Origin of the sequence: Paenibacillus litoralis, assembly GCF_046244365.1 — a bacterium.
GTDB lineage: Bacteria > Bacillota > Bacilli > Paenibacillales > NBRC-103111 > Paenibacillus_V.
The window spans coordinates 3,014,363-3,028,153 of the sequence record NZ_CP176395.1; the positions used below are offsets into that span (position 1 = coordinate 3,014,363).

At 46.4% G+C, this 13,791-nt stretch carries 10 protein-coding genes; 9 read left to right on the top strand and 1 reads right to left on the bottom strand.

Annotated features, from left to right (window positions below):
* Window positions 1-83 precede the first annotated feature (83 nt).
* The 7 genes from ACKGJP_RS12110 (at window position 84) to ACKGJP_RS12140 (ending at window position 9,206) form a co-directional block, all read left to right on the top strand.
* Window positions 84-1,637, top strand: coding sequence for a response regulator (locus ACKGJP_RS12110; RefSeq protein WP_409345894.1), 1,554 nt, complete (start codon window positions 84-86; stop codon window positions 1,635-1,637).
* Window positions 1,634-3,466 carry a sensor histidine kinase gene (locus tag ACKGJP_RS12115; RefSeq protein WP_409345895.1) on the top strand — a complete coding sequence of 611 codons (1,833 nt, stop codon included), beginning with the start codon at window positions 1,634-1,636 and terminating at the stop codon, window positions 3,464-3,466. Before ACKGJP_RS12110 ends, ACKGJP_RS12115 begins: the two co-directional genes overlap by 4 nt.
* A 99-nt stretch (window positions 3,467-3,565) precedes the next feature.
* Window positions 3,566-5,059, top strand: coding sequence for an extracellular solute-binding protein (locus ACKGJP_RS12120; RefSeq protein WP_409345896.1), 1,494 nt, complete (start codon window positions 3,566-3,568; stop codon window positions 5,057-5,059).
* Window positions 5,060-5,435: 376 nt separating this feature from the next.
* Window positions 5,436-6,350, top strand: a complete 915-nt coding sequence (locus ACKGJP_RS12125; protein ID WP_409345897.1) for an AraC family transcriptional regulator — start codon at window positions 5,436-5,438, stop codon at window positions 6,348-6,350.
* A gap of 544 nt (window positions 6,351-6,894) precedes the next feature.
* Window positions 6,895-7,161, top strand: a complete 267-nt coding sequence (locus tag ACKGJP_RS12130; protein WP_409345898.1) for a hypothetical protein — start codon at window positions 6,895-6,897, stop codon at window positions 7,159-7,161.
* A gap of 222 nt (window positions 7,162-7,383) precedes the next feature.
* Window positions 7,384-7,725, top strand: coding sequence for a hypothetical protein (locus ACKGJP_RS12135; RefSeq protein ID WP_409345899.1), 342 nt, complete (start codon window positions 7,384-7,386; stop codon window positions 7,723-7,725).
* Window positions 7,726-8,513: 788 nt separating this feature from the next.
* Entirely contained in the window at window positions 8,514-9,206 is a 693-nt protein-coding gene (locus tag ACKGJP_RS12140; RefSeq protein WP_409345900.1) for a DUF1648 domain-containing protein, read from the top strand.
* Window positions 9,207-9,507: 301 nt separating this feature from the next.
* Here ACKGJP_RS12140 and ACKGJP_RS12145 read toward each other — a convergent pair whose 3' ends face one another.
* A complete protein-coding gene (locus ACKGJP_RS12145; protein WP_409345901.1) occupies window positions 9,508-10,710 on the bottom strand; it encodes an IS110 family transposase in 1,203 nt (400 codons plus the stop codon).
* Between the two features lie 1,288 nt (window positions 10,711-11,998).
* Here ACKGJP_RS12145 and ACKGJP_RS12150 point away from each other — a divergent pair.
* Window positions 11,999-12,856, top strand: a complete 858-nt coding sequence (locus ACKGJP_RS12150; RefSeq protein WP_409347141.1) for an ABC transporter permease — start codon at window positions 11,999-12,001, stop codon at window positions 12,854-12,856.
* Window positions 12,857-12,887: 31 nt separating this feature from the next.
* On the top strand, window positions 12,888-13,769 hold the full coding sequence (locus tag ACKGJP_RS12155) for a carbohydrate ABC transporter permease (RefSeq protein ID WP_409345902.1): 882 nt from the start codon (window positions 12,888-12,890) through the stop codon (window positions 13,767-13,769).
* Window positions 13,770-13,791 lie beyond the last annotated feature (22 nt).

Consider the following 13,791-nt stretch of genomic DNA (forward strand, 5'->3'; position numbering starts at 1 on the left):
TGATGCGTGATAATAGGAAATAATAGGAATCTGGTGCCTGCTTCGATTTCCTCATCCATCTATGGCAAGACGGAGGGCGGTCTATGATTAAAGTTATCATTGTCGATGACGAACAAATAACGCGGGACGGATTGATCGAATTTATTCCGTGGGACGAAATCGGCGCCGAGGTGGCGGGAACCGCTGCGGACGGGCTGGAAGGGCTGGAACTCGCGACGGCCGTGCAGCCGGATATCGCTTTGTGCGATGTGAGAATGCCGAGAATGGACGGTATCCATCTCGGGCAGAAGCTGATGGAGCAGCTGCCGAAATGCAAAATCATCTACTTGAGCGGTTATTCCGACGCGCATTATCTGAAATCGGCCATCAAGCTCCATGCTGTCGACTATGTGGAAAAGCCGGTCAATCTGGATGAATTGCAGGAGCTCTTGCACAAGACGGTCAAGGAGTGCAAGGAGGAAAGCGAGCGGGAGCGTCGCATGCAGCAGATGCTGCGCAGTATCGATCTTACGATGCCCTATCTCGAAAGCCAAACGCTCGGGCAGCTGCTTTGCGGCACGGACGATGCGGCCGAAGCGCTCGGGCCTTACACGCGGCTCGCGAACCCGAACATACTTTCAGGTGATAAGCTCGTATGCTGCGTCTTCCGGATAAAGGACCGAGAAGAGAACCCGGCCTTCATTTCCGCATTAAAGTGCTCGGCCGATCGGGAAGGGGTGCCATGCATCGCCGGGGAAGTCCGCGAGGACGTTGTCGGGGTTGCGGCCGTTCAAGGGACGGAGGGGATGGACAAAATTTCCTGCATGCTCGAACGAATGCTGCGGGACAGCGCAAATGACGGTCCAGCGCTTGCGATTGCCATGGGGGAAGCGGGTGAAGGGGCTGTTGGCGCCAGGGCGTCTTACGCGCAGGCAATGAAAGCGCTTGACCTGCATTTCTTTAAAGGCTGGAACGTCTTGATCCGCTTTAAGGAGGCGGACCGCCTCGCCGTTCCGCAGCTTATTTACGACAAACGGCAGTTCGAGCATCTGGAAGCCTGCCTGAACATGCGGAACATCGGCGAAGCGATCCGCATTGCCGAAAGCATGATGGAAGAGCTTGCGACGAGCTGCGGCACGCCGGTTGAGCAAGTGCGGAAGCGGCTTTTTCATGTTTACCTGCTCATTTCCAAATCGTTCCCGGAAGCGGCATTCGATTACGAGAACGAAGAGCTGTGGGCCAAGGTGTTCATGGTCGGCGATTTGGCCTCGATCAGACGGTTTATTGTCGGGAGACTGGAAGCCATTGCCGAGAATGCGCCGACAATAGGTAATCTGACGGAGAAATCGGTCATCCGCGATATTGTGCAATACATACATGCCAACTACCATCTGAATCTGTCCATCGGATCGATTTCGAAGGAAGTGTATTTAACGCCCACCTACATGTGCATTTTGTTCAAAAGGGAGAAAGGTATATCGGTCAACGATTATATCACGAAGGTCAGAATGGAGAACGCGAAAAAGCTGCTGCGGGACAGGCGGCTGAAGCTTTATGAAATATCGGTCAAAGTCGGGTATGCCGATCCGAACTATTTTGCTAAAGTTTTCCGTAAATCCACCGGGCACACGCCCTCCGATTATAGGGACACCTTATGATAAGCATGACAAACGTTCGTTACGCCATCAAAAATATGAAAATCAAACACAAGCTTCTTTTGTCGTATTTGCTCCTGATTTTCGTTCCGGTTACGATCGTCGCTTTGCTGACTTATTATAAAACGTCGCAAATCGTGGAGAAGCAAGTGATCGAGTCGACCAAGCAGTCGTTCGAACAGGCGAACAAGTTTTTGTCCTATAAACTCAACAATATCCGGGACGTGTCCAGCATGCTTTTCATGAACAAGGAAGTTCAAGCGATTCTGAACAAGCCGATGGAGACATACCCGCTCCGCGAGCAGATCGATGATTATAACAACCTTATTAACATCGTCGGGGCGGCGCAGAACAGCAGAGAAATTTACAGCATTCGGATGTTTGTCAACCACGAGGGCATTTTCTCCAGGGAGAACGTCACCATCATGCGGGTACGGGATTATATCGATACGCCCTGGTTTCGGAAGGTGATCGACAGCAAGGGAGGCGTTTACTGCCGTCCTACCTATGCCTATGATTACGGAAGCCAGCGCGGCGTCCAAAATATCGTATCTTGCATGCGTACGATCGACAGCGGCGGATTTTCGGGAAAATTGCTCGGGGCGATTTCGATCGATATATTGGAGGACAGCTTCTACGAGGTAATCAAGCAAACGGACATTACCCAGCACGGTGAAGCGTTCCTGGTGGACGGCGAAGGCAATATTATTTCCGGGATGGACAAAACGAAAATCGGAAGCAACATTTCAAGCGCGAACTACTTCAAGGAGATCGGGGATGAAGAGGAAGGCTACCGGAATATGACGGTCGGCGGCGTGTTGTCCATCGTTTGCTACAAACAGATCGAAAATACCGACTGGCAGCTCATTGCATTAATACCGCTGGAAGAGATTTTACAACCGAACAAACAAATCATTAATGTATTTACTGTGTTGATCGTGCTTGTGACCGGCATCGCGGTGCTGACCGCCTTCCTGATCTCGAATAGCATTACGGGGAGAATACGTCAGCTGATCGTAACGATGCGCAGAATCGAAGAGGAAAAATGGGACAGTCGGATCACCGTCGACAGCGCGGACGAGATCGGCGAGCTGCAGCAGCGGTTCAATCATATGACGGCCAGTATGAGACGGCTGATCAAGGAGAAATATCAGGAGGAGGTTTACAAGAAGAACGCCGAGTTGAAGGCTCTACAGGCGCAGATCAACCCGCATTTTCTGTACAATACGCTCGATATGGTCAACTGGATGGCGCTTAAGCACAAAGCCCGCGATATTAGCTGGGTCGTAGCCGGATTGGCCAAGTTTTTCAAATTGAGCCTCAACAACGGAAGAGATATCGTTCCGATCCGGGACGAAGTGGCGCATGTCAAAATATACGTCGACATTCAGAATAAACGGTTCTCCAATCATATCCAAACGTCGTTCGACATCAGCGAGGATATATACGATTGCGCTACCGTCAAAATCATTTTGCAGCCGATCGTGGAGAACGCGATTCTGCACGGTATTCAGGAGAAGGATATCAAGCGGGGGCATGTAAGCATTACCGGCAAGCTGGAAGACGGTCTGATCGTATTTACAGTTGAGGACGACGGAGTCGGGATGAGCCGGCTGACACTGGATCGGTTGTTATCCGGGCATCAATCCGGCTGCGGCAGCAAAAATGTGAACGAAAAGATAAAGCTCTACTTCGGCGAGGAATACGGGCTTAGCTACAGCAGCGAGCATGGATCGGGAACGAAGGCGACGATTACATTCCCCGCGTTTCCTTACGTCCGGCAGGAAGATGGCTTGGAAAGCGCCGGCTACTTGAAGCAAAAAGGTGACTGAGAACAACAAAATGAGCATGTGAGGACAAATCAAATATAAGTAAAATATAGTATATTTTAGATGAAGTACTAATTATTATAAATGGATGGGGGAAATGGTTTGAAAAAACGTTTTGTAAGCGCTCTATGTGTGACGCTGGCGGTCGGAATGGTGGCCGGATGCGGCAGCGGCAGCAACAGCAGCGGGAAAACGGAGTCGCCTAAGCCGAGCAGCGACTCGGCGAAGCCGAAGCCGGAATTGCGACAGCTCGGCTTCAACCGCAATATGGATCCGAATGCCGATCCGGTTGCCAAAATGCTGGAAGAGAAAACCGGCTATAAAGTGAAGTACGAAATGCTTCCCGTCGAAAATGCAGACGACAAGCTGAACCTGCTGATGGCGAACAAGGAGCCTTACGATATTTTGAAGCTGTCCGCCGTGCAGTACCGGACGCTTGCCGCACAAGGGGCGCTCGAGCCGCTGGACGACCTGCTGAACAAGTACGGGAAGACGCTGCTCGATACCGGCAATGCCGAGGCGTTCGAGAACGCCAAGCTGGACGGCAAAATATACGGCATCCCTGAGCTGCAGCCGAGAGCATTCATAGGCGGCGCCCTAGGCATCCGCCAGGATCTGCTCGACGAGTTGGGTATGAAAGTGCCGACGACGCTCGACGAGTTTTATCAGCTGTTGAAGGCGATCAAGGAGAAGAAAAACATCATTCCATGGACAGGGCTAAACGGCATAACGGACATTACAGGCGCGTTCGGACTTCCGACCCAATGGATGGACAAAAACGGGAAAATCGTCAACAGGCTGGAAGATCCCGCGATGAAAGAGTATCTTGCCTTCATGAGCAAGCTGTATGCCGAAGGGCTGCTTGATCAGGAGTGGCCTGTTAACAAGGTTGACACTGTGCAGCAGAAGTTTACGAGCGGCAAAGCCGGGATAATCATGTACGGCTGGTCCGGGGCTCCGGCAATCGTATCGGCTATGCAAAAAACGTTCCCGAACAGCAAGCTTGCCACAATCCCTCCGCTAAAGGGCAAGGATGGCGTGTCCGGCGCTTTGCTGCAAGGCGGCGCGGTCGGTTACTATATCGCGATTCCGAAAGCGTCCAAATATAAAGAGGACGCCATGAAATATATGAACCTGAAAGTTCAGCCGGAGCTGTTCAAGACGCTCTCCATCGGTGACGATAACGTGCATTACAAAAAAGAAGCGGACGGCAAGCTGTTCCCGATCCTTCCGAAATTCAATGAAGACAGAGGAAACAGCGACTGGTTCCAAACCGCTACCGATACGAAAGCATATGCGGATTTATGGCTCGTCCGCGTAAGAAAAGACCCGAACCTGTATCAGGCTTTTGAAGACATTCAGAAGAGCATTTCGGTCGCCAAGCGGGATCCGCTTCATTTTGCTCCGCCGCTTCCGGCGTTCTCCGCCAATTCCCAGAAGCTATATAAGATGGAAAATGATTATATGATCAAGGTAATCGCAGGTGCAGAAAAGATTGACGGCTATGATAAGTTTCTGCAGCAATGGAAGGCGCAGGGCGGAGAAGAAGTGATTAAAGAAGTGAACGAATGGTATGCCAAACAGAAGAAAAAATAAAGCAATGCCGGGCGGATGCCCGGCTTTTTTCTGTCCAACTAACAGAATTTATAGGTTTGACAGAATAAATAGCTGATATTTCAGCGGTAAACGCCAGGCGTTCCAAAAGACGCTATAGGCGTTTATCCTTGAAATTCTCAGAAAGTATATCCTCCGCTGATTGTTCGATTTCCCGGTAAACGCGCCTGTCCTTAAGCGTATGCTTACGAAGTCGCTTTCTTCGAAAGCGTTTAGGACGGCGAAGCCGTTTATCCTTGTATGAAGGGAAAAGTCCTTAACATTTTCCCTATAAAGATAAGATTGCATGATTAAAATGTTGCTTCTTTTTCGGCACAATATAGGTATGCCGATCTGAACGTTGAGGAGGGAGCCGCAGATGCTGACCAGCCAATTGGACCGCCAACCAACCTGCTATGATAAATCTTTCCTGGATTCGCCGCGTCAGTATGCCTTCATTACCGTTCATCAGTTAAGGGAATTAAACTGCCGCAGCAGCCATGAAACGGCGCCCCATACCCAATACGGTTACGGAATAAGCTGCATCTCCGCAGGGAAGGGCTGGATACGAACGCGCGGCAAGCGGCAGCCCATGAAGACGGGCGACCTTGCGGTGCATATACCGGGTGAGGAGTTCCGTGTCGAAGCGGACGGAGGCGAACCGTTCCGTTTCTTTCACTTGAGCTTCGACCTGTCTGAGACGGGGCTGCAAGAGACACCCTTTTCGCCGCTTCAAGAGAAGCTGCAAAAGGCCCAACACGCCGTATGTAAAGATCGGCACGGGGTTGAAGGCGCTTTCTCTGGTGCTTTCAACGAATTGAGATGTGGGGGACGGTACATCCACCTGATGCTAGAAAGCTACATGCATCAAATTCTTGTAGGCGCTTACCGAAATTTTTTTGCCGCGGATCCTTTCTATTTGCCGGATTCGTCCACAGGAAACAAAAAGGAAATCGTATACAATGCCGTAAATTATATCGACTACAGCCTTTTGCAAATGGAGGTTCTTGGCGAAATATCCGCCGCTTTAGGCTACAGCTATTCGTATCTCTCGCATATTTTCAGGGAAGAAATGGGGATGAGTCTGCAGTCGTTCTATGCCGAAAGAAGAATAATGAAAGCGACCCGGCTGCTGCAGGACGGCGGGAGAAGCGTAACGCAAATCGCGGAGCTTCTGCAATACCAATCCGTCCATTCATTCAGCAAGGCTTTCAAAAAAATGGTAGGTCTTTCGCCAAAGGTATATCAGGAGCTTCATCAGCAAGGCCGAGGAAATCTGGACCGCGCTCAGTAATATTGAAGAAACAAAAAATGCTTGACTCCCTGCTCGTCACTACCAGCGGCGAAGAATTTGAAATGAATAGTCAGAATTTAAATTTTGTTAATTTATACTTTTCTATTAGAGTTAAGTTTTGTTGAACTCCCTCGGGACACGAGAGTTCAATGACCAACATCAAGAGGTTGCCGCGGGCTCGGACGGCAGTCTCTGCTCACCTAACGGGCAGGGCAGGCATCAGTTCGCCAGAAGTCGCCCAACACGTTCCAAAGGAGTCAACTTCGCCTTTAAAGCTTGCATTCATTACGTATACAATTGCCTCGCCGTTTCAACAGCCAGTTGAATGGCGTCTTCGATTATTTTCCCCCTTAGTTTCGGAGACTTATTACTCATTCCCGTCTCCCACCTTATTTAGAATCTTGCTTCCGATCCCAGTTTAACCCCTTCCACTAGTGACAGGGTCAATACACAACTTGCCGGTGAAAGTCCGGTCGGAGTAAAGGCCAATGAATACAGCGAGATATTTGATCATTATTCAAAGGTGAAAGAAAAAGTATCAACAGTGTTACTGGAAGTAATCTATCATAATATTCCAAAAGTGAAACATATATATAAAAACACTTTAGATGTTGAGCTCTCAGTAGATATAGCCATCATTGAAAAGGCTATTTCGATTCGTCACGATATTGTTCATAGAAGCGGTAAAGATATAAAAGGAAAAATGAACGAAATTAATTTTGAAACCTTAGCACAACTCATACAGATGGTCAGATTATTTATCAAGAATATAAACAATCAACTCCAAAATAAAACTATTACTTATTCATAGTTTTTAACGAAAACACTAACGGAGTTTAAATTCGTTGGTGTTTTTTATTAAGAAAATATAATTGTACACTCCATATGATTGGTTCAGTTGTCGAAAGAAAATAAAGTATTAGACTCGTAATGTCCCATTAAGCTAACGGGCAGTTTGCGTTAATGAGCAACTGCTAATAGAAGGAATTCCATTGTTTCATTACGAATATGGAATACTAGTGAGGTGAGATTAATGTATGACTATATAAGTATCCATTCTGATGATTACACGAAAAAAGTAAAGTCGAGGATTTTGGAACAATACTTAATTAATAATTTGGGTTTTGAAAAAGTCAGTCACCTAACATTTTGCAAAAAACTCCATGGAGAGAAAATCAGGCTAAGAGGCATTCCAGCTGGACTAGATGGTAACTACGCGTATGATACACTAGAGGGTATTGAAGAAGTAAACTTAATCGAAATAGATTTACCTAGCTACATTAATGACATTTTAGAACACGCCATATCTAACGTTGCTATTGCCATTTCTAAAGAGTTCTCATGGATTATAGATGAGGGCCATGGTTTAAGCTAACAAGGAACTTTAGTTAATCAGATTAGGGAGCAGGCGCCGTGGCATCTGCTCCTTTCTTTATTAAGCTAAAGGGCAGTTTTCTTCAACAGTTGCAGGTATTTATTTGTTTAGAACAAATACTGTTGGAGTGTCTGATCCATATTTCTTCTTACGATGTGGGGGCAATTTGATTTAGCCATATGTTCTTGTCCTCCGACATAAATAAATTAAATAAATCCATGTCGGGTGACAAGAACATTAGCCCATTAAAAGTCGCGAATATTGCGGCTTTTTTGTTTTATGGGATCAAGTTCTTGTCATTCAGCGATGACAAGAACTTGATCCCATTGCCGTTTTATGACAAGAACATGATCTCATTCCCGACGAATCAATGGAAAAGGGTGAAAGTGATTTGATTTGGGCCACGTATTGATCAAAGAAAATAAAGTCTTAGACTGGAAATTATCAAGACCTTGGTTGAGAAAAATTTATTAAAATAAAGGGATCTACATATTATGCATAACTAATATGTAGATCCTTTTATTTTCCGGACTGAGGGAAAAAAGCATTTATCGAGGATCGATCGTTACGCTAACGGGCAGGAATGCTCAATTAAAATGTGGGATAAAATGTGAATTTCACCCTTATAGTCACTAAAATCGATTATAATTAAATTTATGTTCAAGTCGATTACCTATCCTAAGTTAATAGGATAATCATACGCAAAAAGGCATAGTGATGAATCGCCTATGCTATAAGGGTTATAGAGTTTTCGAATACACACTTATGTATAAGAGGAGGTGAATGATATGACGATAATGCCTGTTATAGTAATGATCTTTGTATTTGTACCTACCATTGTACTCATGGTAAGCATGCCTTATTTAACAAGAGAGACGATTAGTTTTGGGGTCACTGTCAGCGCTGTACAATTCCACAGTGAGCCTCTGCGCCAGATGCGGAAGTCATATGCTAGGATTAGTGCTACCTTGCATACCATCCTATTCATTGTTTGTATCAACTGCCTAATAAACGGTGATGAACATTCCAAGCAACAAAGTTGGATCATTATCACTTATTCACTCGCCATGGTCGTAATCTCCCTAGTCATAAACATTAGCTATCATTTCAGAATGAAAAGTTTACTACCTATGCTGCCTATTGCTCCGGAACCATCGATCATGGCAGAGGACACTGGATTTCGGAAAAGAAACATTGGCTTGTCTAGTAATTGGTTCCTCATTCATGGTTTAATTATTGTTGTTAGTATTGTAACTGTGCTACGCAACTACGATCTGATTCCTGATCAGATTCCGATCCATTACAACAGCAGTTGGAACGTAGACCGCTATGCAGCTAAATCTTATAGTTCTGTGTTTATGCCTACGATAATCCAAGTGTTCATAACACTTTTTTTCATATTTGAGAATTGGAGTATTCGCAGAGTTCTTAATAGTTATCCTGTTTTCCGTCGTGCAACTAAACATGATATCTCTGCTTAGCATCAATTTCGCTATCCCCATTATCCTAATCATAATAGCCTTAATCATCCTATACGCCTTCGTTAGTAAAGGGTTTAAAAATACTTCTGATTGAACTAACGGGTACGCTAGTTCAATATCACCATCATGAAGCTGCCAAGGAGCGATCTCGGCAGCTTCATTAAACTATACCAGCTAATAGCCTGTCAATATTTAATTATTAATGAAGAAAACGAAGGGTGCTATACTGGTAAAAACACATGACAAATAACCACCCCATAGAATTTGGGGAGGTTTTCCTCGATGTCCAAACTTTGTTTACTCAGTCAAAGCGGAAAGGTTCTTTCTTGGTCAAAATCGCATAAATCCATTGGATCAGTTTATTTACACATGCGATCACGGCTACTTTAAACAGTTTACCTTCTGCTCGCTTTTTGTCGTAATAAGCCCTGATTTTCTTATTACGTGAGCTTCGCAAACCACATCGCACAGCTTGATATAAGGCTGTCCGGAGTCTCCTGGAACCGCGTTTGGTGATTGTATTTCGGGTTGCTGTAAACTTGCCGGAAGAAAAGACACTGGGATCAATACCGGCAAACGCAACCAGTTTCTTTGCGTGATCGAACCGATCGATTTCTCCGATCTCAGCTAAAATTGTTGCAGCAATTTTGGTGCCAATGCCGGGTATCGATTGGATTAAATCATACTCCAGTAATTCTTCAGCCAGGGCCTCTATCGATTTATCCAGTTTCGTTAGATGCTCCTGGTACTGAAGAAGTAAATTGATGAAAAGCTCCAATGAGATTAAATGACTCGGAAAAGCGGTCTCTCTGAAGGGATTTCGCTCTGCTGCAGCCCTTAGTTTCTGTGCCCGTTCCAGCGACCACCGGTTCGAGGCGACATGTCCAACAAGGCGTTGTATGTTCGCCGTAACGTTTTCCTCGGACATCGCTAACACCGATTGAGACGTTGGATACTGAGCCAGGAAACGAAGCGACACCTTAGAATAAAGGTCACCAAACACGCCGTGATACTCTGGAAAGATTTGATCCAGTACCGCTTGAAACTGCAGCTTTGCCTGGACATACATTTCAGTCAGTGACTCATGTTGCCGTGTCAGGTAACGCAGATTCATCAGATACTGACCCCGTTTTTTGTAAGGCTCCAGCTCTTCTTTGTAGAACAATTCACCCAGCTGGTATGCGTCAGCCACATCCGTTTTCACCTTACGCAAATTCATCTTTTTCGCTTGGTGTGAAAGTAACGGATTGATAATTATATACAGATATAGATGATCATCTAGAAACTGTACAACTGGACTATGATAATGACCCGTTGCTTCTAACACAATGGCCGGACGTTGCCCAGCAAAAGACTCCACGATTTGAGCAAAACGGAGGAAGGACGCTAATCCCTCAAGATTGTGCTCAAATCGAAAGGTCTTTCCGTAGGGCGTTCCTCGATCTGAAAAAGCTTGTGCATGACTTTCCCCTTTAGATACATCTAATCCAATGACAGGGTTCATTCAACCACTCCCGATAATATATTCGCCGGCAACCCCTAACCTTCTTGTCGTCCACATTATCGCATGTGATTCGGGATCATGGTCCCAACCAGCCTAATCATGGTTTAACAAGTAGGGGGGATGAACTGTATAGCTCTCGGGATCTAGCTCCCACGGGCAGAAACGTTCGATCCCCGGCTACCGCTATCTTACGACCACACAAAAATGAGGTCCACCAGAAAGATCTGGTGACCTCATAATACGAATGTCAGCCAATAGTTCCGTTCCCCTGTTGGCAGACATTATAGTCTTCCACTTCATTGGAGCAGGTTTCTTTTGCGTAAATGATGCGGTAGACTACCCAATTCTCTCTAGGTTTCCGTTTGCATCCATTTTAAATGAAACTTTTGAGTCCTCAGCTTCTGATTGATTCAATACGCCTAAGGCTCTTGCGCGATCAAGGATGCGAAGCAACATCATATAATCCTCGGTAACCGCAAGCTCTGCTTGTTTTGCCTCTTTAAGTTTTTGGTTCAGATGCTCAATTTCACGATCCTTATCATCAATAATCGCTGTTAGCTCATCAACCTAGGAACGCGGCCGGCCTTTGCCCCAGCATCCTTGGAAATGAACTTATTGAGTAACTTAATTGCTGGATATAAGGGATGACTTTTTATGTGCTCAGGCTCATCCAAATAACTGATAAAAACGCGACGTGACCGCCGGCTCAGAGAAATCATCGGTAAGGCAAGTTAGGGGCATGCACAACCCCTGCCCAAACAACTCCATCAAGTGCTATGGCTGCAGATATTGCAAAATGGGGGAGCCTTTTTGCATAACCTTTTCCTTGTTATGTGGAAAACCTGTTCCAACTATTGCCGAAGATAAAGAGCCAAAACGATTAAGACGTAACTGTTTCGTGTTACAATGAGCTCCTCCGCCTTTTATACCCACATAGGTAACACCCAATTATACCATTCCAACGATGCTGACTCTACAGCAAGTTTACTTTATAAGTGGAACAAAAGAATAGGGTGTCATGCCAAATGTCATGAGAAAACTATGTCAAATACTGTCTTGACAACTTGTAGCACCATACGTTGGCGGGGAATAATCAGGTCCAAAGCCGCCCTGCGGAGAATAGACCGCTAATGATTATCCCCCCTCACCGTAACATCAATGCCCGGTTATGAGTATAGACGGCACCGATTCCGAGGGGCTACCATGAGGATGCAAACGATTTCATCCCATATGGAAAGGAGGTTTACTTCATTTGGTCATACTTATACGCAACAAATGGCTATATGCGATGATTCTCCCCGGACTAGTTTATTTTCTTGTCTTCAAGTATTTACCGATGTGGGGGGTGCTCATTGCATTTCAGAATTATCAGCCGTTTTTGGGTATATTGGGCAGTAAATGGGTTGGCTTGGACCACTTCGAGCGCTTTTTCGGCGACTCCGACTTCTGGATGCTGTTCCGCAATACGCTCATGCTGGCTTTGTACAACATCGTTTTCTTTTTCCCACTGCCGATTATTCTTGCATTACTCTTGAATGAATTGCGGCTGGAAGCATTCAAGCGCACGGTACAAACGATCATCTATTTGCCGCATTTTATTTCCTGGGTCGTCGTGATAGGCATTTGCTATACTTTCTTTACGACTCAGGACGGTATCGTTCCGCATCTGATGGCCTCCGCGGGCATGAAGCCGGTGGATGTACTTCAGAGCTCGGCCTGGTTCCGGACGATGGTCACTTCCCAGGTGATCTGGAAGGAGGCCGGATGGGGAACTATTATTTTTCTTGCCGCCATCAGCGGAGTCGACCCACAGCAATACGAGGCAGCGAAGATCGATGGGGCAGGTCGGATTCGCCGGATGTGGCATGTCACCCTGCCTGCGATTCGAAGCACCATCATCATCCTGCTTATCCTCCGGTTAGGAAGCTTCCTGGATACAGGCTTCGAGCAAATCTTCCTGATGCTGAATTCCTTGAATCGGGAGGTGGGCGAGGTATTTGACACGTATGTGTATACGGTTGCCATTCAGCAGGGCAATTACAGCTACAGCACCGCAGTCGGTTTATTCAAATCAGTGATCGGAGCGATCCTGGTGATCGCCGCCAACTACGGTGCCCGTAAAGCAGGGGAGGACGGAATATTTTGACTGTGCTGAACTACACGAGGCGGTGGCACCCATGACCCGCAGCTTCTCCCTTTCCAGCCGTATATTTGATACGGTAAATGTCCTGTTCTTAATCTTTGTTTCGCTCGTAACACTGCTGCCTTTCCTGTACGTCATCGCTTCATCGTTGGCCGCCTCGGAAGAGGTGACTAAGCATACGTTTCTGTTGTTTCCGAGCAAGTTCGATTTTACGGCATACAAATATATTTTTTCGACAAACTCCATTTCCAGAAGCTTATGGGTTTCGATCATGATCACGTTTTTTGGAACCTTTGCGAACCTGATGATGACCAGTTTGATGGCTTATCCTTTAGCCAGAAAAGATATGGGCTACCGCCGGGGCGTGCTCTTTCTTGTTACGTTTTCGATGATATTCAGCGGGGGCATGATTCCGACCTTCCTTGTCGTCAAGGAGGCGGGCTTGATGGATTCCTACCTGTCCTTAATTGTCCCTGGAGCGATTAGCGCCTTTTATCTGATTGTGCTCAAAAACTTTTTCCAGCAGCTTCCGGATGGCTTGGAGGAATCCGCAAAGATTGACGGCTGCAACGATTTTCAGATTTTCTATAAAATCATCCTGCCGCTTTCCAAGCCAGCTCTGGCGACATTGACACTTTTCTACGCCGTATCGCACTGGAACAGTTATTTTTCGGCCGTGCTGTACATCAATGATGCCTCCAAGTGGCCCATTCAGGTTTTGCTAAGGCAGATTGTTATCCTCTCGCAAGGGGGATTCGGCGATTCGACGCAGTTCAGCGATTCGTTCGTAGTGCCACCCGCTGCAACGATCAAGATGGCGGTTATTGTAGTGTCCATGATGCCTATTTTGTGCGTATATCCGTTTTTGCAAAAGCATTTTGCCAAAGGGCTTTATCTTGGCTCCATAAAAGGTTGAGGGGCGTGCCGCCCATAACGAG

Bases quoted from the DNA above. Each gene is read 5' to 3' on its own strand.
- ACKGJP_RS12110 (WP_409345894.1), top strand. From the start codon at position 84: ATGATTAAAGTTATCATTGTCGATGACGAACAAATAACGCGGGACGGA.
- ACKGJP_RS12115 (WP_409345895.1), top strand. From the start codon at position 1,634: ATGATAAGCATGACAAACGTTCGTTACGCCATCAAAAATATGAAAATC.
- ACKGJP_RS12125 (WP_409345897.1), top strand. From the start codon at position 5,436: ATGCTGACCAGCCAATTGGACCGCCAACCAACCTGCTATGATAAATCT.
- ACKGJP_RS12135 (WP_409345899.1), top strand. From the start codon at position 7,384: ATGTATGACTATATAAGTATCCATTCTGATGATTACACGAAAAAAGTA.
- ACKGJP_RS12140 (WP_409345900.1), top strand. From the start codon at position 8,514: ATGACGATAATGCCTGTTATAGTAATGATCTTTGTATTTGTACCTACC.
- ACKGJP_RS12145 (WP_409345901.1), bottom strand. From the start codon at position 10,710: ATGAACCCTGTCATTGGATTAGATGTATCTAAAGGGGAAAGTCATGCA.
- ACKGJP_RS12150 (WP_409347141.1), top strand. From the start codon at position 11,999: ATGATTCTCCCCGGACTAGTTTATTTTCTTGTCTTCAAGTATTTACCG.
- ACKGJP_RS12155 (WP_409345902.1), top strand. From the start codon at position 12,888: ATGACCCGCAGCTTCTCCCTTTCCAGCCGTATATTTGATACGGTAAAT.